The organism is Parabacteroides timonensis (assembly GCF_900128505.1).
Classification (GTDB): Bacteria; Bacteroidota; Bacteroidia; order Bacteroidales; family Tannerellaceae; genus Parabacteroides; species Parabacteroides timonensis.
The window spans coordinates 432,180-455,836 of the sequence record NZ_LT669941.1 but is presented as its reverse complement, the minus strand read 5'-3'; the positions used below and the strand labels follow the sequence as shown (position 1 = coordinate 455,836).

Here is a 23,657-nt window from a genome sequence, read left to right as displayed (position 1 = left end):
TCATTCACCTTTCTTTTCCTTAAAATATTCTTTCATAATCCTAGCTGCCAACTGAATATCTTTCAATGGAGTTCTTCGAGACTTCTTTTGAATACCATTAAAAAGAACTACGATTTTACCTTTATCCAGACAACAGAAAATACGATATATATTACTTTCATATTCAATCCGTATCTCATATAGCCCTTTCACATCTTCCAGATGCTTAAAAAACCTGACAGGAATATTCTCTTCTGTCCGCACCAATTCTAAAACATACTTTATTTTGCTTCTGACCCCAGTAGGTAGAGGTACATAAAACTCTGTAAAATAGTTCTTATACCAAAGAATCTCTCTCCTATTTTTCATAATTAAGATTTTATTATTACACTTGCAAAGTTAACTAATTAATTAACACCCCAAACAAAATTCCTCTTCATTCTCACGCTTCTTGATTAAAGATTATTAATAACGCTCAGACTGCTGCTCCAAAGAAAAAGAGTACCTTTGCCAACTGCATTATCCGAGAAGGAATAACGTTAGTTTCATGGTAAAAAGAATTCGCTTTATATTGCTGTTGGTTCTATTGCAGGCAGTGACTGGCATCTCTGTTTTATATGCTCAAAGCATTACATCTGCATCCGGTATTGTGAAAGATTCAATTACCGGAGAGCCTCTGGCCTTCGTATCCGTCTATTTCGACGGTTCCACGATCGGTGCTATGACCGACGATAACGGAAAGTTTACCCTGCAAAATGATAAAGGGTATAATAAGCTGGCCTTTGCATCACTGGGATACGACACCAAGGTGATCGACCTGAAAAAAGGCCAGAAGAACGATGGTCTCGATATAAAGATACGTCCTACCGCTTTCGAGATTTCGGAAGTCGTGGTAAAGCCCAAGAGGGAAAAATACACCCGCAAAGATAATCCGGCTGTCGAACTTATCAAGAAGGTGATCGAGCATAAAAACGATAACCGTATCGAAGCAAAAGACGAATACCAAACGGAAGTTTACGAGAAACTATCCCTCTCGCTGGACGACTTCAACCCGGACTTCGAGAAGAACAAATTCATGAAGAAATTCAAGTTCATCCGAAACTATCTCGACACATCCGAGTTCAACGGAAAACCGATCCTGACCCTTTCCGTACGGGAAACGATTGCGGATAAGTACTACCGGAAGCAACCGAAAGCCGAAAAGACAATCGTCAAAGGGAAGCGTATGCAGGGTGTCGACCAGACGCTGGACGATGGTGGTGGCATCACCTCCAATCTGGAAGAAATATTTCAGGGAATCAACATCTTCGACAATAACATCAATATCCTGCTGAACCGTTTTGTCAGCCCGCTATCCTCTACCCTGGCCACCAGCTATTACAAGTATTATATCATGGATACGCTGGATATAGGAGGCGATAAATGTGTCGATCTGGGCTTTGTTCCGGTCAACAGCCAGAGTTACGGTTTTACCGGAAGATTGTATATTACGCTGGATGGCAACTATGCGGTAAAGAAATTCCTGCTTAACACGCCGGTCAATATCAACCTCAACTGGGTGGATAAACTTCGTATCGAACAGGAGTTCGAACGTATGCCCGACAGTACCTGGGTTGTCAAGAACGAAAACACGTACGTTAATTTCTATATTGTGAAAGGAGCGCAACAACTCTATGCACACCAATTAAGGAATTACGAGAAATATAATTTCAACGTCGAAAAAGCAGACTCCGTCTTTAACCTGTTGGGGCCGCTCCATACTTTGCCCGTAGCAATCGAACAACCCGATACGTTCTGGGTCAACAACCGGCATGTCCCTCTGAAAGAAAAGGAGAATGCACTCGACGACTTGTTGGCACAACTCCGCAAAGTTCCGGCATTCAACGTAATCATCAAAACGGCAGAGATACTTATCTCAGGGTATATTCCTACGGCTGGCGACAAGAAATCGACAAAGTTCGACTTCGGGCCAATGAACACGACCATCAGCGGTAACAGACTGGAAGGTGTACGCCTGCGTGTCGGAGGTATGACAACAGCCAACCTCAACCCGTATTGGTTCGCCAGCGGCTATCTGGCCTACGGAACGAACGACCGTAAACTGAAGTATAACGTCAAACTGACCCACAGCTTCAATAAAAAACTCTACCATGAAGGAGAAAGCCCGGTAAACAATCTCTCCTTCATTCAGGAATACGATGTATATACTCCGGGACAGGACTTCCTCTTTACCAGTAAAGATAACATCTTCGTTGCCTGGAAAGTGGGTGAACCTGTGACCAAGATGCAATATATCCGCAAGTCGATGTTCCAGTATGAGAAGGAATGGCTGAACGGCCTGACCTGGAGATCGTGGGTATATAACCAGAATAACCAGGCAGCAGGAACACTGAAATATATAGAACAGGATGCAAATGGTACTCTGATCCATAAGAAAAGTATCACCACCTCTGAAATCGGGACACAACTTCGTTTTGCCCCCGGAGAACGTTCTTATGATGGTCGTTCCGGCAAAGAGTCGGTATTTAACCTTTCGAAGGACGCCCCTATATTCAAACTGTCCCATCAACTGGGTCTGAAAGGGGTATTAGGCGGAGAATATAACTACAATCATACGGAACTCAGCGCTGAAAAGCGTATCTGGCTATCCTCATTCGGCCATATCGATACACAGTTGAAAGCCGGAAAAGTATGGAACAAAGTACCTTTCCCTCTATTGATACTACCGAATACCAACCAGTCGATCACCATTCAGCCGGAAGCATTCCACATGATGAATGCTTTGGAATTCGTGACCGACCAATACGTGTCATTCAATGCCACTTACTATATGAAAGGATGGATACTGAACCGCATCCCCGGCGTCAAGTGGTTACGCCTTCGTGAAGTAATCTCTTTCAATGGGATCTATGGTGGTCTGACCGACAAGAATAACCCGACAATGACTCCCGGCCTATTCGTATTGCCCGACGGCACACGTCCTCTGGGCAATACACCTTACATGGAAGCAAGTGTCGGTCTTGAAAATATCTTCAAGATACTGCGTATCGACTATTACCGTCGTCTGACTTACCTGAACGAACCGAATATAAAGAAAGGCGGGGTGCGTATTGCGCTACGATTCTCTTTCTAGTTGACAGATGACAGTTGACAAGTGACAGATATGGAAAAAGATATAAAAGATACAAGTTCTCTATTAAATCATGCACCGAATGCGTGGGCACTGATACCGCTATTGGTCTTTCTACTTACCTATCTGGTAGTTTCGATATTGGCCGGCGACTTTTACAAGATGCCTATCACGGTAGCTTTTGTTATCTCGTCGGTAGTTGCCATCGCTATATCCAAGGGAGGCAAATTATCCAACCGTATCGAACAGTTCTGTCGCGGAGCAGCCAACACCAACATCATGTTGATGGTGCTTATCTTCATCCTGGCCGGCGCTTTTGCACAGACGGCCAAATCGATGGGAGCCGTAGATGCAACCGTCAACCTCGCCATGTCGATCCTACCCGGTAACTTGCTGGCCGCAGGGATTTTCCTGGCAGCTTGTTTTATTTCTATCTCCGTAGGCACCTCGGTCGGAACGATTGTCGCTCTGGCTCCCGTAGCAGTAGGTATTGCCGCCAAGACAGGGATGCCCGATGCCCTGATGCTCGGTGTTGTAGTCAGTGGTGCGATGTTTGGCGATAATCTGTCGTTTATTTCAGATACAACCATTGTTGCAACCCGTACCCAAGGATGCAACATGAACGATAAGTTTAAAGTGAATATCCGTATTGCCCTTCCGATAGCAGTCATAACAGGTCTGTTATATGTATTTATAGGAAGCGGCATAGACAGTAACTATGTAGCCGGAACCATAGAGTGGGCAAAAGTAATCCCTTATGTGGTGGTACTTGTTACGGCTATCTGCGGAGTAAATGTGATGTTGGTATTGTTTATCGGTATCCTGTTGTCAGGTATTGTAGGATTGTTGACCGGAGGCTTCGATGTATGGGGATGGACAGCTTCGATGGGACTCGGTATCACCAACATGGGCGAACTGATTATCGTTACTCTGCTCGCCGGCGGTATGCTGGAAATGATACGCTATAACGGAGGTATCGACTGGATTATCCTGAAACTGACTTCACATATCCGCTCCGTCAAAGGAGCCGAACTGAGTATTGCCGCCCTGGTCAGCTTCGCCAATCTTTGTACGGCAAACAATACGATCGCCCTGATAATGGCCGGTCCGATCGCCAAAGACATAGCCGACCGTTTCCATGTAGATCCACGCCGTAGTGCCAGCCTGCTCGATATCTTCTCTTGTTTCGTGCAGGGTATTATCCCTTATGGGGCGCAACTATTGATGGCTGCCGGGCTGGGCGGTGTTTCCCCTATCGAGATCATGCAGTATTTATACTACCCTTATCTGTTAGGGCTCGGAGCTTTATTAGCTATCGCTTTCGGGTATCCGAGAAGGTATGCTTTGAAAAAGTAAAGAAACCCTCAAAAAGAAAGAAGCTGTATCTAAATCTCTTTTGATACAGCTTCTTACAATATAAACTCAATATTTTTATTTCAGTCCTCTGTTTTTCAGAAGCGGATCAGTATTAGGTTCTTTGCCACGAAAGTTTTTATACATATCCATTGCATCGTCGATGCCACCCGGTGTCAGGACATACGTACGGAATTTAGCGGCAATTTCAGGATTAAAGATATCGCCACTTTCCTTAAAGGCCTGGTAAGCATCCGAGTCGAGTACTTCTGCCCAGATGTAGCTGTAATAACCGGCTGTGTAGCCACCGCCCATCGTATGATTGAAATAAGTTGTGCGGTAGCGAGGCGGGATCTGCTTCAATAAGCCACGTTCACCAAGAACAGTCTCTTCAAACTTCATTACGTCTGCACCGTCATGTACTTCTTTCAATACATGGAAATCCATATCCAATAAAGAAGCTGCCAAATATTCGGTGGTAGCAAAACCTTGTCCATATTTGCCACTCTTATCCAACTTTTCAATCAGTTCGGCAGGGATCACTTCACCTGTCTGGTAATGCTTGGCATAAACTTTCAACACTTCCGGTTCGAATACCCAATGTTCCATGATCTGTGAAGGTAACTCCACGAAGTCGCGAGGAACACCCGATACACCATAATAATGTACATCTTTGAAAAGGTTATGTAAACCATGTCCGAATTCATGGAACAGCGTTTCCGCTTCATCGGCACTCAACAAAGCAGGCTGTCCGGGAGAAGGTTGCGAGAAGTTACAAACGATCGTAACAACAGGTCCCTGACGCTTGCCGTCCTGGTAGGTCTGCGAACGATACGTACCGCACCATGCACCGCCTTTCTTGCTGGCACGCGGGAAATAGTCCATATACAATACGCCCAGATGTGTGCCATCTTTATCTTTACATTCGAATGCTTCTGCATCGGGATGTGGCAGAGGGACATTCTTTATCGGAGTAAATGTAATTCCATACAACTTGTTAGCGACGTAGAAAGCACCGTCGCGTACGTTATCGAGTTTCAGATACGGGCGCACCTGGTTCTCGTCCAGGTCAAATTTTGCCTTCTTTGCTTTCTCGAAATAATAACGCCAGTCCCAACCTTCTGCCTGGAAGTTACCGCCTTCTTTCTTTATCTCGGCATTGATGTCGGCCAATTCCGATTTAGCCTTACCTATAGCCGGTGTCCAGATTTCATCCAAAAGGGCATACACCTTATCGGATGTCTTTGCCATCCGTTCTTCCAGGACGAAAGAGGCATAATCGTCGTATCCCATCAGTTTGGCTTTTTCCAGACGAAGGGAGACCAGTTTACGTACGACTTCTTTATTATCGGCATCGTTACCATTATTGCCACGGTTGATGTAACCGTTGAATATCTTTTCACGCAAAGCGCGGTTGTCTGCATATTGCAGGAAAGGCATTACGCTTGGATTATGCAGGGTGAAAAGCCATTTACCTTCCATTCCGGCACCACGGGCGGCCGCTTCGGCATTTAATACCAGGCTTTCGGGCAATCCGGCAAGATCCGCTTTATTATCTATTACCAATCGGAATGCATTGGTCTCTTTCAGCATATTCTGTCCGAAAGTAAGCTGAAGCATGGAGATCTCGCTGTTCAGTTCACGCAAGCGGGCCTGCTTCTCTGCATCGAGGTTTGCACCGCCACGAACGAAACTCTTATACGTTTCCTCCAACAGTTTTTTCTGCTCCTTGTCGAGGTTCATCGCTTCCTGGTTATCATAAACCGTCTTGATACGCTTGAACAGGTCTGCGTTCATGCGGATATCGTCGCTGTTCTTCGACAATAGCGGCGACAATTCGCGGCTCACAGCCTGCATATCGTCATTCGTATTGGCACTGTTTTGGCCATAAAAGACGGCACTGACCCGGCGCAATGTCTCACCGCTCTGGTCGAGGGCAACAATCGTATTCTCAAAGTCAGGTGCTTCGGGCTGGTTTGTGATAGCTGCAACTTCGGCTTGCTGTTCGGCTATTCCAGCTTTAAAGGCGGGCATATAGTCCTCCAGTGTGATTTTGTCAAATGGGGGCACTCCAAAGGGGGTAGTGAACTCCGTCAGGAAAATATCCCCGGGAGCTGTGGTTTCAGACTTCTTCTCGGACGAATTGCAGGCACTAAGTGCAACGGCAATACCGGCTGCCATAATCATTTTCTTCATGCTGTTCTGTTTAAGTATTTTATTAGCGCAAAGATAATGAAAATATATTAGGGAACGCAGACGACGCAGAATACGCAGAAGAACGCAGACTTTTCTTTGTTAAGAAAGATTTATCTGCGTCTGTCTGCGTATTCTGTGTCGTCTGCGTTCCCTAATACTGATTTATTGGGCTTATTTTAATCCCCGGTTCTTCAATAAAGGTTCGATACTCGGTTCTTTTCCACGGAAATTCTTATACATCACCATGGCATCGTCGATACCGCCCGGAGTAAGGACATAGGTACGGAACTTAGCAGCTATCTCCTGATTAAAGATATCACCAGTTTCCTTATAAGCTTCAAAAGCATCGGCATCCAATACTTCCGCCCAGATATAACTGTAATAACCGGCAGTATATCCGCCTTCCATCGTATGACCGAAATAGGTTCCCCAGTAACGAGGTGCTATCTGAGTCGGCAAACCGCGGCCATACATCGCCTCCCCTTCATATTTCTCGATATCCAGGTCGGCCGGAATTTCTTTCATTACATGGTAATCCATATCCAACAGGGAGGAAGCCAGATATTCTACTGTGGCAAAACCTTGTCCGTACTTACCACTCTTCACGATCTTATCTACCAGTTCCTGTGGAATAACTTCGCCTGTCTTATAATGTTTAGCATATACTTTCAGTACTTCGGGTTCAAATGCCCAATGCTCGTTGACCTGTGAAGGTAATTCCACGAAATCGCGAGGGACATCGGCAACACCGTAATAATGAACATCGCCAAACAATCCGTGCAATGCATGACCAAATTCATGGAAAACGGTTTCTGCTTCATCGGCACTCAGCAGGGCAGGTTGTCCGGCTGCCGGTTTACTGAAGTTAAAGACAGTCGTTACCACCGGAGTGATCTTCTTGCCGTCTTTATAAGTCTGCGAACGATAACCGCCACACCATGCTCCGCCACTCTTGCCGGGACGGGTATAGAAGTCCATATACAGAACACCCAGCGGAGAACCGTCTTTGTCCTTACATTCGAATGCATAGGCATCGGGATCTGGTTTCGGAATGTCTGTTATTTCTGTAAAGGTGATACCGTACAGTTTGTTTGCCACATAAAAGGCACCTTCACGTACATGGTTCAGCTCCAGATACGGACGCACTTCGTTCTCGTCCAGGTCGAACTTTGCCTGACGAGCTTTATCGGCATAATAACGCCAGTCCCATGCTTCCGCCTTGAAGTTACCGCCTTCTTTCTTTATTTCGGCATTGATGTCGGCCAATTCTTCATTTGCCTTTGCCAACGCCGGCTTCCAAAGTTGATCCAATAGCTGGTATACATTCTTTTCGTTCTTTGCCATGTTCTCTTCCAGGACGTAAGCGGCAAAGTCTTCGTAACCCAACAGTTTGGCCTTTTCGAGACGGGCGGTAACCAGTTTCTTTATTACTTCTTTGTTGTCATTGGCATTATTGTTATTTCCCCGGCAAACATAGGCATTAAACATCTTTTCGCGCAATGCCCGGTTATCTGCATATTGGAGGAAAGGCATTACACTCGGGTTGTGAAGCGTGAAAACCCACTTGCCTTCCATCGAGTCGGCAGCGGCTGTCTCGGCAGCAGCGGCGATCAGAGTTTCAGGCAGGCCTGAGAGATCTTCTTTGTTATCTATAACCAATTTAAAAGCATTTGTTTCTTTCAGGGTGTTTTGTCCGAAGGTCAGTTCCAGCACTGAGATCTGTTCGTTCAGTTCACGCAGTTTAGCCTGCTTGTCGGCATCGAGATTGGCACCGCTGCGAACAAAACCTTTATAGGTTTCTTCCAGTAGCTTCTTTTGTTCCTTATCCAGGTTAAGCGAAGCCTGATTGTCGTAAACTGCTTTCACACGGGCAAAAAGAGCCGGGTTCAAGCTGATATCATCGGAATGGGCAGAGAGGATAGGATATAACTCTTGCTCGAGTTCTTGTATCTCGTCGGTTGTGTTCACACTCGATTGTCCCCCGAAGGCATACATAACCTTATTCAGTAACTCGCCTGCCTGGTCGAGGGCAACGATCGTATTCTCGAAGGTCGGTTCTTCCGGGTTATTCACTATGGCATCGATCTCTTTCTTATGCTCCGCCATTCCCTTCTCGAAAGCCGGCTTATAATGTGCTACTTCTATCTTATCGAAAGGAGGAACACCGAACGGTGTCGTATACTCTGTAAAAAACGGATTGGGTGTAGACTCGGCTACATCGCTTTTCTTTGAGGAGTTGCAGGCTCCTAAGACTACTGCCAGGCTGGCAGCCATAAGCGTTTTATTCATAACTATGATATTGTAAGAATTAATTTATGTCTACATTAATTATATAATAGGTGGTGCAAAGATAGGGAAGTTTTATTTTACTTTGTTCCCCTAATAGTATAAATAGAGTAACCATGAATAGAATATGTAACTTATTCGGTATAAAATACCCCATTATACAAGGTGGGATGGTTTGGTGCAGCGGTTGGAGACTGGCTTCGGCTGTCAGCAATGCCGGGGGACTGGGATTGCTCGGTGCCGGTTCCATGCATCCCGACACGCTGCGCGAACATATCCGCAAATCTAAAGCGGCTACCGACAATCCTTTCGGAGTGAACGTTCCGCTGATGTACCCGGAAATAGAGAGCCTGATGAATATTCTGGTGGAAGAAGAAGTAAAAATAGTCTTTACCTCTGCCGGAAGTCCTAAGAAATGGACTCCTTTCCTGAAAGAACATGGTATGACAGTAGTCCATGTAGTAAGCAGTTCCCTGTTTGCCGTCAAATGTGAAGAGGCAGGTGTCGATGCCATTGTTGCCGAAGGGTTTGAAGCCGGAGGACATAACGGACGCGAAGAGACGACGACGCTCTGCCTGATCCCTGCCGTGCGCCGGGCTACCTCTCTTCCACTGATAGCCGCCGGAGGTATAGGTACCGGTGATGCTATGCTGGCTACTTTTGCCCTCGGTGCGGAAGGTGTACAGATCGGTACCCGTTTTGCCCTGACGGAAGAAAGTTCCGCTCATGAGAACTTCAAACAGCTTTGCCTCAGTCTCAATGAGGGAGACACGAAGCTATTGTTGAAAAAGCTTGCTCCTACCCGCTTGGCTAAAGGCGATTTCAAAACGGCAGTGGAAGAAGCCGAAGCACAAGGTGCATCCGTAGAAGATATGCGCGCTTTACTAGGCAAAGGCAGAGCCAAGAAAGGTATATTCGAAGGGAATCTGGAAGAAGGAGAACTGGAAATCGGACAGGTTGCCGCCTTATTCAGAAAAGAACAGACTGTCAGCGAAGTGATGGAAGAACTTGTTGCCGATTATCGAAAAGCACTTGCCGGACTGAACAACGAAGCTAACCTATTCTAACCGGATAGCCAGTGTCCTGATAATTTCCTCGTTAGGGAACTGGAGTTTCTTGCCCAGGAAACGCTAGTTCCCTGCGCGGGAAACTATAGTTTCCTCAGCAAGAAAATTCAGGAAACTGCAAGTCCCTGACTGATAACCCGTTTAGACAAAACCAAAGAAGTTACTTTACCTTACCTTGAAAGTCTGTATTTTCGACCAGCCATTGCAGGTTAAACCGGTAATGATTCCGGCTACTCAGTAGATGGATGACCTGATCCGGTGACTGTGTGGCAGCCAGATAACCACGGGGTTCGGCATGCGTACTGTCCATATCGAAAAAGCCTGTCCAGGCGCCACCGTCCATAAAGCGGCGTTTACCATCCGTCAGCAGCTTCTTCACCGGCCATGTTTTCCCTTCATCGAAAGACAGGGCGGCATACATCCCGTAACCGGTGTACTCATTACCGTCCTTATCTTTGAAAGTCATTCCGTTCAATCCGTTTTTCAAGCGGAAAGGATGGTTAGTAAACGAGATCAGTAAAAGAGGTCCTTCACGCAGACGCATCAACACCAGGCGCTGACCACCGTCGATCGGAGGAAACTCGGATGCACTATATGTCCAGGTACGGCCGTTGTCTTCCGAGATACTCATGGGCATACGCTCCAAACCGTTTCTATCGACAATACCGTCGCCACGTCCCAAAGCCATAAAACGCCCGTCAGACAATTGCACTACACCGGCATGAATCCCGGCAATGGTTCCGCCCGAAGCCCCCGCTTTGAATGTACCGGGATTAGTCTTTCCCATATCTTCCCAAGTCAGACCGTTATCTTTACTGAGATGAAAAGCTGTCCCTCCGTTACTTCGTGGCGTTGCATCGGCGGCTTGTACCAACCAGCCTTCTTTCGTAATAGATGAGCCTGCTATCACCTGGTGACGGCGAGCATGTTCGGGGGCAACCATACGGGGACGACTCCAGGTTGCACCGTTATCTTTACTCGTACGCATGACCATAGCCAGTGTTTCCCAGGTTCCGGCAGCCTCCATACCGTTCATGTGAATCAATGTTCCGTTATTATTCAGCAGGGACGAACCGGTCACATTCCGGTCAGGAACCCGGAAGAATTCACGCGGTTCGGTCCACTCGATTGCCCCCGGCTTCAGTCGGCTCTCAAGAATTACCATTTCCCTACCTGACTCCTCGTCGCAGGTAAACCAGATAGCCAGCAGATCGCCATTATCGCACCAGCTGACAGCCGGACAATGGTTATGTTTATAGAACGGAACGCCCGAAGAGCAGTCCGGAGTATTTACATAAACAAGAGGTTCAGCAAAGAACGGGGCTTTCGACGGAGTTCCCCAGTCATACTTTTGTTGGGAAACTGTTTCCTGCGAAGCTGGTTCGAGGGCTGGAAGTGGCTGGCCTTGCGGCATGTCAGCCTGCACGACACGGAATCCGGTCAGCCAGTGTTTGTCCTCCGGCAGCATGGCCATACGGTTTGCCGAACGCAGGAAGCGTTCCGGTGTGCTATGGCTTCCGCCGCGTGTCACCTTGTATAAACCGTCAGCACGACCGACCGGGTCTGTCTGTGCAGAGGCTTCGTACGGGCCGTACCAGTCACTGCACCATTCCTCTACATTGCCATGCATATCGTAGAGACCGAAAGGATTAGGAGGTGTTTTGCCAACCTGGAGGCAGATAGTCGAATCCGTTCCCCACACATTTTGCTGGTTTTTATGATACACGCCATGCAGTCCGTCATCCATCCAGAAATTCCAGTAAGAACCGGCACGGCAGGCATATTCCCATTCTGCTTCTGTCGGCAGACGGTAGGTTTTTCCTTCTTTCTTCGATAACCAATCGCAGAAGGCCTGGGCTTCGAGATAGTTTACAAAGATGACGGCTTCATCGTCTCCCTTTGAGAGACCGTATTTACCTCTTAGCTTTTTGTGGGTGGGATCGAAGGATTCATATTGGGCATTCGTTACTTCGGTAGTCCCCATCAGGAAAGGGGTTGTGATCGTTACCGGATGGATCGGGGCTTCGTCATAATCCTCTCCCAGCCCGTGACCACCCATGTGGAAAGTTCCCTCCGGTATGCGTACGAACTCCATTCCCAGGCTGTTCTTTTCCTGGGCATAGGAAGCTGTAGCCAGCAGGGCAGAAAGGCTATAACATAAGATTGTAGTGTTTTTCATCTTCATTCGTTGTTTTCTGATTTCAAGGAATAAAGATAGATATATTGTTCCAAATACAATACCTAACGATATATCTATATACAAAAAAGGGCAGGTTTGGAACCTGCCCCTACAAGGTCTGCTATATTGTTTCAAACCTGATAATTTGCAAAACAACAAATACCAGTCTACAACTTGTATTTATATAATTGTGCCATCACCTTCTGATACTCATTCTGCAACTGCATATAGTTCTGCATACTTTGATAAAGCGTAGTTACATCCACAAAGTATTCGATCATACTGATCTGCCCGGTCTGGATCGCCTTATTCAGCAATGCCAGGCTGTTTTGACTTTTCAGGACGGTATTATATTCGTCCATAGAAGTTCGCAGCGCCAGCGATTGATTATACAATTGATGTAATTCGCTCTCAACGGCAGAGGTAGTACTTTCCAGTTGCAGGTCGGTGTAAAGCGACTGGGCTTTCGCCTGCCGTACATTATTCCGGTTTGAGAACAACGGGATACTTACACCCACCAGGAAACCATTGAAACGTTCGCCACCTGCCGCAGTATTCAGACGGTAGCCCAGTTCAAAGCCCGGCAGCCCTTTCGCTTTATTGACACTCAACTGACGTTGGGCAGCTACCTGCTCACTCTTCAAAGTCAGTAATTGAGGATTGGATGTTATCGCTTCCGAACGTAACTCTTCAAAAGACAGGACTTCATCAGTCTGCCTGTAAGTCGTATCCGTGAAGTCGATGGCAATTCCTCCGTTCAATGTTGCCAGCTCCTGCAATTTGGCGATACGGGCAGCTTCATTCATACGGGCTTCGGTCTTTGCGTTCAACAGTTCCAGGTCGATCTTATTTGTCTCCAGGATATTAGCATCCCCCGACTGCAAACGCATCGCATACAGTTCGGACAACTGTTCCGCATTGTGCCGGCGCTGATCCAGTAACGCTTTCTGCTGGTTCAACAGGACCAGATCCAAACAAAGCACTTTTGCCTGTAACAGGATTTGCTGGCGAAACTCTGCCCCCTGATTATCGAAACTAACAGCTTTCGACTTCGCCAGTTTGTTCCTCTGCACATACACCGAAGGGAAATCGAACGACTGGGAAGCGACCAGTTCGCCCTGAAAGCCCATTCCTTCCCGGTTTCCATACTGATGAACATACGAAACAGACGGATCGGCCAGATTATTATCGAGCTTGGCTTCCAGTTTCTTCGAAACAGTCAGTTGGCTGTTAGCCTGTAATTCTTTATTATTGGCCTCAACACTGCGCAAGACCGCATCAATGGAGTTTTGTCCATTAACCGAAAATACGGCAGATGCCAATGTCGCTATTATTATGAATTGTTTCATTTTTCCTTATTCATTAAAAGATAAACAATAGGAATGATAAAGCCGTTGAGGAAGGTAGAAGTCAATAAACCACCCAAAATAACGGTTGCCATCGGGCTTTGTATCTCATTACCCGGCAGATCACCGTTCAAAGCAAGCGGTATCAAAGCCAGTGCCGAACTCAAAGCCGTCATCAAAATCGGGTTCAGACGATCCAGAGAGCCGTGCATCACGGCATCACGTACCGAAAAGCCTTCGCTACGCAACTGTGCATAATGACTTATCAGCAACATACCGTTACGGGTAGCGATGCCAAACAACGAAATGAAACCGATAATGGCCGGAATACTGATCTCTCCGGAAGTCATCCACAGGATAAACACACCTCCGATCAAAGCCAACGGCAGGTTCAACAGGATCACACCGCTTTCTTTGGCGTTCTTGAACTCGTTGTAAAGCAACAGGAAGATCACCAACAACGACATTAAAGAAGTAAGTAGCAATGTACGACTGGCCGCCTGTTCACTTTCAAACTGTCCGCCGTATTCGATATGATAACCTTCGGGCAACTGGATAGAACCACCTATCTTATTCTGGATATCATTAACCACACTACGCAAGTCGCGTTCTGATACGTTTGCACTGATAACCAGCTTACGTTGTACATTCTCCCGGTTGATCGTATTCGGACCGGTCACCGAACGTACTTCCGCTACATAACTCAACGGTATCTTCTTCCCTCCTGCATCGATCATCAGGTTGCGGATATCCTCCATCGTTGCACGGCTTTCGTCCGAAGTCTTAACGGTCAAGTCGAAAGTCTTACCGTCGTCATATACCTGGCTGACTACTTCACCACCCAACATGACATTTATATACTCTTCAAACTCCGGCAGCGATATACCGTACTTAGCCATCAGTTCACGTTTGGGCGTAATGGTCAACTGTGGACGCTCGATCTGTTGTTCCACCTTCAGGTCAACCAGGCCGGGAATACTTTGGATCGAGTTCTTTATATCATTACCGATCGTAAAGAGACGATTCAAATCCGTACCAAATAGCTTGATAGCAATATTAGCCTCCGTACCCGAAAGCATAGCATCGATACGGTGAGAGATAGGTTGACCGATCTCGATATTGGCACCGCTGATGGTAGACAATTTCTTACGTACATCGTTCATCACAGTCTCCCGGCTACGATCCTTCAGGACGAAAGGAGCCTCTATCTCCGATACGTTCACACCCAAAGCATGTTCATCCAGTTCGGCACGTCCGGTCTTACGGGCTACAGTCTGGATCTCGGGAACCTGCATCAACAGTTGCTCCGCACGGTGTCCCATCTCATCCGACTCATCCAGTGAGATACCCGGCAACGAACTTACATTGATAGTAAAAGAGCCTTCGTTGAAAGGAGGCAGGAAGCTACGCCCTAACGTAAAGAAGATACCCAGTGCCACAACAAACAAGCCAAATGTACAACCCAGTACCATTTTCTTATGCGCCAACGCCACATTCAGCGCACTGGCATACCATTCTTTCAGCTTACGAGCCACCCATGCTTCTTTATCTATCTTCTTATCAGTCGCCTTACGGTTCAACAGATAACTACATAACACCGGAGTCAATGTAAGGGCTACGATCGTCGAAGCGAACAGGGCCACAATAAATGCAATACCCAGCGGAACGAGCATACGACCTTCCATCCCATGCAGGAAAAACAAGGGTACGAAACTGACTACAATAATCAACGTCGAGTTTAGAATAGGCATACGAACTTCGCGAGAAGCGTCATATACAACATCGAGTATCGAACGTCTGTCGTCGGGCGATAGCATCCGGTTTTCCCGTATCCGCTTATACACATTCTCCACGTCGACAATCGCATCATCCACCAACGAACCGATAGCGATAGCCATACCACCTAATGACATTGTATTAATAGTCATTCCCAAGTAATGTAATACCAGTATAGACACCAGCAACGATAACGGCAACGCTACCAAAGAGATCACCGTCGTGCGGATATTCATCAGGAACAGGAACAATACGATCACAACGAAGAAGCTACCTTCAAACAGACTATTCTTTACATTATTAATAGAGCTATCGATAAACCGACTCTGACGGAAAATATCGGTAGATACATTCACATCCGAAGGCAGGCTCTTCTGAAGGTCGGCAACAATACCGTCCAGCTTATTGGTCAGGTCGATCGTACTGGTATTCGGTTGCTTGGTGACAGTGATTAGTACAGCATGCTTTCCCCGTTCGGAAGCCGTACCCAGTTTAGGACTTTTACTTCCGACTTTCACGGTTGCCACATTCTCCAACAGTACCGGGAAACCGTCTACCGTTTTTATTACTCCTTTAGCCAGTTCATCCGCTTTAGAAGTGGAAAGAACGCCCCGGATAATGTATTCGTTATCATATTCATAGAGTACACCACCATTTGCGTTACGGTTCATGTTACGGCAAACAGTCAGTACCTCATTGAGTCCCACTCCGTAATGTTTCATACGGGCAGGATCGAGTAATATCTGATATTCCTTAATATCACCACCGATAACAGCCACCTGTGCCGCCCCGCCGGTCGACAGCAAACGCGGACGGATCGTCCAGTCGGCAATCGTACGCAGATCCATTTGGGTGGTGGCGGTTTCCGTAGGGGCGGTTCGCGAACCGCCCGTACCGACGGGGTCATTTCCATTATCCTTAGTCGTCAAGCCGATGATCATCATTTCTCCCAGGATAGAAGACTGCGGGCCCAATGTCGGTTTCCCCACATTCTCGGGAAGGCTTTCGCTTACTACTGCCAGTTTCTCCGATACGATCTGACGGGCACGGTAAATATCCGTTCCCCAGTCGAACTCCACCCATACAACCGAAAATCCGGTAGTAGAAGAAGAACGTACACGGCGTACGTCCATAGCACCATTCACGGCAGTCTCCACAGGGAAAGTAACCAGGCGTTCCACCTCTTCAGGAGCCATACCGTTAGCTTCCGTCATGATAACTACGGTAGGAGCATTCAGATCCGGGAACACGTCTACATCCGTGTGAAAGGCTGTATATGTTCCCGCTATCATCAACAGCAAAGCACAGATCAGGACTACCAATCTGTTATGCAGCGAGTAATATATAATTTTATTTAACATATTCTGCTCCTCCCATTAATGATTATGAGTATGAGCAGGAATAGCGTTGGAAGCAGATGCCAGTTTGATCTGATAAGCACCCTGTGTAACTACCGTTTCACCAGGCTTCAACCCGGATAATATCTGTACTTCCGAACCATTGTTGGCCCCCAGTTTCACTTCCCGTTTCTGATAGCCTTCTTCATCCAGGCGGATAAACACGGAGTAAATACCTTGTTCCTCTATCAAAGCGGAAACAGGAACGCTCAACACATCTTCCATCGGAGAAGCTAACAGGTAAATTTCAACAAACGAACCGGGTATTACCGCTCCCTTGTTATCAAACTCGAAAGTGACAGGAATATAGAATGAATTAGCATCCGAAGCCTTTCCATAAGAAAGTATACGTCCGTGAAGATCAGACAGCTTATAGACCATTTCATCATAAGGCGTACGGAAATTGGCAGACTGAACGGCCGGAAGATATTTATAATACTTTTCCGAAACTTCTGCACGAAGCACCAGACGGCTGTTCTGCGATATAGTGGCCAACGGTTGGCCTACTGCCACATAATCACCTTCTTTCACCTGCAAATTCTTCAGGTAACCATTCATCGGAGAAACTACCGATACCCCATTTGCCGTTTGTTTGCCGGCAATCGCTTCATAGGCAACCTTTGCATTCTCATAATTCAAACGAGCCTGTTCGAAGTCTTTGGCAGAAACGATCTTGTCACCCACCAATTGTTCCATACGCTCGTACTCTTTCTTGGCATTCTCGTATGCATACTTGGCACGGGCCGCCACGTTTCCATCCGAAAGCGTATTGGACGCCAGGCTCAGGATAGCCTGACCTTTACGTACTGCTGCACCATCTACAAATGACAGGCTACCGAAAGTAACTATACCGGGTACTGTTGCAACCACAGTCGTCTCATCACCCTGTGCTGCCAATACGCTTCCACTGGTCTTTATTACATCTGTGAAAGGAGCCGGTTCCATGACTTTTGTCTGCAAACCGACAGCCTTAGCCAGTTCTTCTTTAAATATGATCTCATTGGCATGTGCTCCTGAGGCTGCTTCCTTGCCGTGATCGTGTCCTTCATGTTCGTGATCATGTCCCTCGTGGTCATGATCGTGTCCTTCTTCATGGTCATGCGCTTCATGGTCATGATCATGTTCGTCTTGCTTAGTAGCTCCACCGCTACAGCCTGCTAATAGGTAGGCACATAAGACCCACAATAAATATATCTTTCTCATTGTATTATAATGTATTATTAATGCAAATAGACAATAGTCCGGCGTTTAGGTAGAAACACCGGAAAGCGAATAAGGTTCGCTCTAACTGATAACAATTATAACACAGGAGGGGCTCGCAGTCCACTTGCACACGTTATCCATGTATCATGCAGGGACTCAATATAAAAGGCTCGACCACGATCAAAAAGTTGTCCGCAGAAGGCTGGTTCAGGAGGGTTAATATAATCAAATAAAACTTGCAAAGGGAAAAGTAAGTGACTGACATCGAGATCACTCGCATGAGAAAGAAGTGAAGTAAAAAGTGCCAGGTTATGCCCGTTGCATCCGCAGTCGTGCGATGAAGCACTTTTATGACTATGGGTATCGGTAGTCAGCGACTTGAAGCAAGGCATCCCGTTGCTATGGTGATGATGAGGCACCACCACCGACAGCAGCATGACAATACTTGCCAGCAACATAACATAACGGATTATCTTTTCTCTCACTTTCATAACTTGATGCTGCAAAAATAGGAAGTTTATTTTGCAACACAATGGCAAATGTAAGATATATAATAAAAAAAACCGGCCGAGAGATCACCTCTCAGCCGGGCAGCTGTTCATGGTATTAGCACTAGTGGTCTACTCATTCTGATTATACAAGCAAATGTTTGGTTAGGTCAAATAATTTATAAACAAAAAATCTAAGACTAAAATAAAATAAAGTTCATCCATTCTAATGCTATCTCAATTTAACAATCACTTATTATTAATAGTAAAGTAATAACTATCCATCCAAACCATCATTACCTCTCTTTCATTGAGATATGCGAATTTACTACGCAAAAGCGGGACTTTTATTTCGTATATAAGGTATTTTACCCTGTGGCTATTTCTCATTCACATATTCACCCCTCCCATTTCTCAGATATTCGCAACATACACGTTGCCGCCAACACGTTTGTTGCGTTTTCCGAAACAATACGTTATCTTGATTGTTTAATTAATGAACATATATATTTTAAAAAGGGAGAAATTGGTAATGAATACAGATGTATTAAATACAAACCTGATTGAAGTGATGAAAGATAAAATACCCGATGGAGTAAACCTCGCGAATACTCTGATGGATATTCTTTACATAGGAAAAGAGGCCGTGTACCGCAGGTTACGTGGCGAAGTACCTTTCACACTCAACGAAGCTTCGATTATTTCAAAGAAAATGGGAGTTTCTCTGGATCAGATCGTGGGTATAAGCTATACTAATAACGCAATGTTCGACCTGAATCTTTTACATTATTCAGATCCTATCAAAACGTATTATACTATCCTTGACCACTATGTCGAACTATTTGAGTCGTTGCGCGACGATCCGGTGTCGGAACTGAGCACAGCGTCTAACATGATTCCACAGACTTTTTATCTGAAATATGATAACTTGTCTAAATTCCGTCTATTCAAATGGATGTATCAAAATGAGAAAGTTAATTGTGTAAAGTATTTTTCGGAACTAAACATTTCGGACGAGTTAAAGCAAGCGCAGAAAGATTTCGTCGTGGCTACCCAGTATATACAGACAACCAACTATATCTGGGACAGTATGATGTTTTACTATCTGGTGAACGATATTAAATATTTCGCCAGTATCCATCTTATTACGGATGAAGAGGTAACAAAGCTGCAGGAAGATCTCCTTCAGTTGCTCGACGACCTGGAAGCAATAGCCTCCAAAGGGAAATTCGATACGGGGAAAGATATACATATATATATATCCAACATCAACTTCGAAGCCACTTACAGTTATGTAGAGACATCGAGCCTGCAACTAAGCCTGATTCGGATATTCTCGATCAACTCGATCACTTCGAGAGATAAAGACATGTGTAAAAGCATGAAAGAATGGATACAGTCGTTGAGAAAGTTCTCAACTATGATTTCCGAAAGCGGCGAGATGCAACGAATACAGTTCTTCAAGAAACAACGGGAGATCGTAGAGAAGATGTGACTTAAGGCATGAGTTTTTATGTTACTATAATAAGAAAGGACGGAAACCCTGATAACAGGATAACCGTCCTTCTTTATTATAATACTTTCTTACTTCGTATTATTTATCGAGCTTTTCGCAGATCAGTTCGGCAGCTTTCTTGCCGCTCATCAGCATACCGCCAAAGATAGGGCCCATACGGAAACTACCGCTTACTCCATTAGCTGCCATACCGGAAACGAACAATCCCGGGTAGATCTCTTTTGTATTCTCTACCGTAGTCTGCTCACCCAGTTCCACGTTCAGTGAACGTTCACCGATTACACCACCGGTCGGAGTATTCAGTCTGATATCGTTTTTGCGTGCAACGGTACGTGCTACTTCACAATCGTGTCCTGTACCTTCCAGTACAGCCTTTGCCATAATAGTCAATGGATCGACATGCATACCCTCACGGATAACAGGAGCCCAGTTTACAACAACACCGGCTACGGCGTCGTTGTGGAACACGACATCTTCCACCGAATAGCAATTGAAGATAGTAGCACCCGCCTTAGTTGCCTGGTAAATCAGGGCGGAAGTTGTATGAACCGAGTCCATAATATAAGTTCCGTTACCAGCGTCGTGATAAGTAACGCCCAGTTCCTTTACAATCGGCATGGCTTCTTCCTGCACAACAATATCATTAAACATCATGGCACCACCCCACATACCTCCGCCGGGAGCCAGTTTACGGTCGAAAAGTGCCACTTTCTTACCGGCTTTAGCCAGATAATAAGCTGCTACGATACCAGAAGGACCACCACCTACGATAGCCACGTCAATTGATAAGTTGCTCTTCAATTTTGCAAAATAAGAGTCAATAATCCCTGTTGAAACGATTTGTTCCATTACAATAATAATTAGTGTTTAAACATCGGAGAGCACATAGAGGTTAAGCTCTCCTTTATTTAGCAATTCTACCGATTCTCCCTTCACGGCATTACCCGGGCAGGTTCTATGGGTATAATCTCAGCCTGTATATTAAGGCACCCCTATGATAAGTCAGGGACAAAGATAGTAAATTATCCGAAATGTGGCGGCCGCTTTTCCATTTTCCGTTCAACAAAGCTTTTCATGAACTCTACGGTTTCGTCTACACCCAGCACGGATACGTCGATAGAGAAATTATAGGAAGAGGCTACACCCCACTCTTTATTGGTATAATAATTATAGTAGGCGGCACGCGATTTATCCGTTTTCGCCATCAATTCTTTGGCCTGTTCCACCGTTACGGGCTGGTACTCGAGAATACGCTGGATACGGTTTTCCATATTATTATGGATGAAGAAACTCAGGCAATCCGGATCGTCCCGTAAGATATAATCGGCACAACGCCCTACCAGTATGCATGATTGCTCGGCAGCAAGTTTACGGATAGCATCGCTCTGGAACTTAAACAATCCGTCGTTGGATAGGATATCGTTGTAAGGCGTAAACATCCCCATGTATGAATACCCCATCGTAAAAGCATAAGACAATCCGCTCGAAGCACGTTCGTCCGCCTTTTCGAAAAACTCTTCACTCAAACCACTCTCCTTAGCAGCCACAGCCATCAGTTCCTTATCATAATAGGCGATACCCAATGCCTTAGCCAGCTTCTGCCCTACCTCACGACCACCGCTGCCAAACTGACGGCCAATAGTCAATATGATCTTGTTATCCATAAATTATCAGATTTGATTATCCTGCGATAAATATACAATATTTTTTTAGTTTGCCGCATGTTTAAACTGCTTGAATTGATTAACCAGTACAATTGCCGTAACTATTGTGGCGATCGTATCGGCTACGGGCATACTGATCCAGACACCCAGGGTTCCGAAGAAACGGGGAAGGATGATCAGGCAGGGGATCAGGAATAGCATCTGCCGGGTAAGCGACAGGAAGATGGCTTTCTTCGACATACCGATCGAAAGGAAGAAGTTCGTTGCTACCATCTGGAAACCGACGATCGGGAAGACGGCAAACACGATATGCAGACCAAACACGGCGGGCTTCACCAACTCGTCATCCGTAGTAAACATATTGACGATCAGTGTCGGAAACAACTGGCACAACAGAAAACCGACCGTAGCCACCCCGATAGCCCACTTCATCGTTAGCTTCGTTACCTCCGTCACACGGGGGTACAAACGGGCACCGAAATTATACCCGGCAATCGGCTGCATTCCCTGGTTGAAGCCCATAATAATCATTATAAAGAGGAAGATGATGCGGTTGACGATACCATAAGCTCCAATCGCCATATCACCTCCATGTTCCTTCAGTCCGCGGTTGATAAGGATTACGATCAAGCAGGAACAAAGATTCATCAGGAAGGGGGACATTCCGATATAAAGTATTCCCTTGACAATCTCACTCTTCAATTTATAAATACCTTTCTTGAAATGAAGCAACTGCGTGGGACAGGAAAAATGAATAAACTGTCCTGTCAACGATATAACCTGCGATATGACCGTTGCCCAAGCCGATCCTTTGATTCCCCAGTCGAAGCCGAAGATGAAGATCGGGTTCAGTATGCAGTTGATCACAACCGAGGCCAGCGTGGCATACATAGCCAGTTTCGGGAAACCGGACGAACGCAGCACGGCATTCAGTCCCAGATACATATGAGTAATCACGTTACCATACAGGATAATCTCCATATAATCGCGGGCATACCCGATCGTATTCTCGCTTGCCCCGAAGAAATAAAGGATCGGGTCGAGCATAAACAAGAAAGCAAAGGTAAAGGCAAGCCCCAGCAACACATTCAAGACAAGCACATTACCCAGTACCTTGTTGGCACCGTCGTAATCCTTCTGCCCCAGCTTCACCGACACCAGCGTGGAAGCCCCCACACCCACCAGCGAACCGAAAGCTGCCGCCAAGTTCATCAACGGGAAGGTCAGGGCAAGACCGGAGATAGCCAACGGGCCAACCCCATGTCCGATAAAAATACTGTCTGCCATGTTATAAAGCGAAGAGGCTGTCATGGCGATAATCGCCGGAATAGCATACTGCGTAAGCAGTTTTCCAATACGTTCGGTACCCAGTACCAGAGGAGAGTTCTGTTTTGCCATAAAGATCAATTGATCTGCAAAGGTACGGATATTTCCGATTAATTTTTACCTTTGCTTTACTATAATAGTTTAAAAGATGGCAGAGAACTTGATCGTAAGCAATGGAAATAAAGAGCAGCAGTATCAAACGCTGCTTCCCCAAATAGAGTCGTTACTGGCTGGTGAAACGGATGTTATTGCCAACATGGCCAATATCGCGGCAGCCCTAAGGCAGACATTCGGTTTCTTCTGGGTGGGTTTTTACAGAGTAAAAGAAGATATACTGGTACTCTCCCCTTTTCAGGGGCCGCTGGCCTGCACACGTATCCGCATCGGAAAAGGTGTTTGCGGTACGGCATGGAAAGAGGCACGTACATTGGTTGTACCGGATGTAGAGCAGTTCCCCGGTCATATCGCCTGCAACTCCGCCTCCAGGTCGGAGATCGTGGTACCTATTATCCATGAAGGCAAAGTGGTGGGCGTACTCGACATCGACAGCGATACGTTGAACAGTTTCAATGAAACGGATGCCTTCTATCTGGAAGCTATATGCCAAAGACTTGCGGCTACCTATCCGACTAACACAAAATAAGGGAGAAACTAATGCATTCCTACCTACTTATTACAACAAAAGTCCCTACTCAATAAGACCAGCCTGTACACCCTGGCCGATTATCCTGTACACCCTGGTTTGTCAGCC

16 protein-coding genes are annotated in these 23,657 nt (G+C 46.1%); 5 read left to right on the top strand and 11 right to left on the bottom strand.

Features of this window, described 5'->3' with window-relative positions; all coding sequences use genetic code 11:
* A complete protein-coding gene (locus BQ7394_RS09415; RefSeq protein WP_075557209.1) occupies positions 1-348 on the bottom strand; it encodes a type II toxin-antitoxin system RelE/ParE family toxin in 348 nt (115 codons plus the stop codon).
* A 178-nt stretch (positions 349-526) separates the two neighbouring features.
* On the opposite strand from BQ7394_RS09415, the gene BQ7394_RS09410 reads away from it, so the two are divergent.
* Together BQ7394_RS09410 and BQ7394_RS09405 are read left to right on the top strand one after the other, a co-directional pair.
* The gene (locus BQ7394_RS09410) at positions 527-3,112 is read left to right on the top strand and encodes a DUF5686 and carboxypeptidase-like regulatory domain-containing protein (RefSeq protein ID WP_075557208.1); all 2,586 of its coding nucleotides are present in this window, start codon (positions 527-529) and stop codon (positions 3,110-3,112) included.
* Between the two features lie 30 nt (positions 3,113-3,142).
* Positions 3,143-4,465, top strand: coding sequence for a Na+/H+ antiporter NhaC family protein (locus BQ7394_RS09405; RefSeq protein WP_075557207.1), 1,323 nt, complete (start codon positions 3,143-3,145; stop codon positions 4,463-4,465).
* 75 nt (positions 4,466-4,540) lie between these two features.
* Here BQ7394_RS09405 and BQ7394_RS09400 read toward each other — a convergent pair whose 3' ends face one another.
* Together BQ7394_RS09400 and BQ7394_RS09395 are read right to left on the bottom strand one after the other, a co-directional pair.
* On the bottom strand, positions 4,541-6,658 hold the full coding sequence (locus tag BQ7394_RS09400; protein ID WP_075557206.1) for a M3 family metallopeptidase: 2,118 nt from the start codon (positions 6,656-6,658) through the stop codon (positions 4,541-4,543).
* 171 nt (positions 6,659-6,829) lie between these two features.
* Positions 6,830-8,947, bottom strand: a complete 2,118-nt coding sequence (locus tag BQ7394_RS09395) for a M3 family metallopeptidase (protein WP_075557205.1) — start codon at positions 8,945-8,947, stop codon at positions 6,830-6,832.
* 113 nt (positions 8,948-9,060) lie between these two features.
* Between BQ7394_RS09395 and BQ7394_RS09390 the strand changes: the two genes are divergently transcribed.
* Positions 9,061-10,011, top strand: a complete 951-nt coding sequence (locus BQ7394_RS09390; RefSeq protein WP_075557204.1) for an NAD(P)H-dependent flavin oxidoreductase — start codon at positions 9,061-9,063, stop codon at positions 10,009-10,011.
* A 160-nt stretch (positions 10,012-10,171) separates the two neighbouring features.
* On the opposite strand, the gene BQ7394_RS09385 is transcribed toward BQ7394_RS09390, so the two are convergent.
* The 5 genes from BQ7394_RS09385 to BQ7394_RS09365 form a co-directional block, all read right to left on the bottom strand.
* Positions 10,172-12,190, bottom strand: coding sequence for an SUMF1/EgtB/PvdO family nonheme iron enzyme (locus tag BQ7394_RS09385; protein ID WP_075559952.1), 2,019 nt, complete (start codon positions 12,188-12,190; stop codon positions 10,172-10,174).
* Between the two features lie 167 nt (positions 12,191-12,357).
* A complete protein-coding gene (locus BQ7394_RS09380) occupies positions 12,358-13,539 on the bottom strand; it encodes a TolC family protein (RefSeq protein WP_075557203.1) in 1,182 nt (393 codons plus the stop codon).
* Complete coding sequence (locus BQ7394_RS09375) at positions 13,536-16,673, bottom strand: efflux RND transporter permease subunit (protein WP_075557202.1); 3,138 nt, start codon at positions 16,671-16,673, stop codon at positions 13,536-13,538. The genes BQ7394_RS09380 and BQ7394_RS09375 overlap by 4 nt, the downstream gene beginning before the upstream one ends.
* A gap of 15 nt (positions 16,674-16,688) precedes the next feature.
* Positions 16,689-17,912, bottom strand: a complete 1,224-nt coding sequence (locus BQ7394_RS09370) for an efflux RND transporter periplasmic adaptor subunit (protein WP_075557201.1) — start codon at positions 17,910-17,912, stop codon at positions 16,689-16,691.
* Between the two features lie 95 nt (positions 17,913-18,007).
* The gene (locus tag BQ7394_RS09365; RefSeq protein ID WP_235848720.1) at positions 18,008-18,403 is read right to left on the bottom strand and encodes a DUF6769 family protein; all 396 of its coding nucleotides are present in this window, start codon (positions 18,401-18,403) and stop codon (positions 18,008-18,010) included.
* Between the two features lie 529 nt (positions 18,404-18,932).
* On the opposite strand from BQ7394_RS09365, the gene BQ7394_RS09360 reads away from it, so the two are divergent.
* Positions 18,933-19,895 carry a hypothetical protein gene (locus BQ7394_RS09360; RefSeq protein WP_075559950.1) on the top strand — a complete coding sequence of 321 codons (963 nt, stop codon included), beginning with the start codon at positions 18,933-18,935 and terminating at the stop codon, positions 19,893-19,895.
* A 99-nt stretch (positions 19,896-19,994) separates the two neighbouring features.
* Here BQ7394_RS09360 and BQ7394_RS09355 read toward each other — a convergent pair whose 3' ends face one another.
* The 3 genes from BQ7394_RS09355 to BQ7394_RS09345 all read right to left on the bottom strand — a co-directional run bounded on the left by BQ7394_RS09355 (position 19,995) and on the right by BQ7394_RS09345 (position 22,978).
* On the bottom strand, positions 19,995-20,765 hold the full coding sequence (locus BQ7394_RS09355; protein ID WP_028726700.1) for a sulfide-dependent adenosine diphosphate thiazole synthase: 771 nt from the start codon (positions 20,763-20,765) through the stop codon (positions 19,995-19,997).
* 173 nt (positions 20,766-20,938) lie between these two features.
* The gene (locus BQ7394_RS09350; RefSeq protein ID WP_028726701.1) at positions 20,939-21,580 is read right to left on the bottom strand and encodes a cytidylate kinase-like family protein; all 642 of its coding nucleotides are present in this window, start codon (positions 21,578-21,580) and stop codon (positions 20,939-20,941) included.
* Positions 21,581-21,625: 45 nt separating this feature from the next.
* Positions 21,626-22,978, bottom strand: a complete 1,353-nt coding sequence (locus BQ7394_RS09345; protein WP_075557200.1) for an MATE family efflux transporter — start codon at positions 22,976-22,978, stop codon at positions 21,626-21,628.
* A 76-nt stretch (positions 22,979-23,054) separates the two neighbouring features.
* Here BQ7394_RS09345 and BQ7394_RS09340 point away from each other — a divergent pair, with 76 nt between their 5' ends.
* Positions 23,055-23,549: a GAF domain-containing protein gene (locus tag BQ7394_RS09340; RefSeq protein WP_075557199.1), complete on the top strand. Its 495-nt coding sequence runs from the start codon at positions 23,055-23,057 to the stop codon at positions 23,547-23,549.
* Positions 23,550-23,657: the final 108 nt, after the last annotated feature.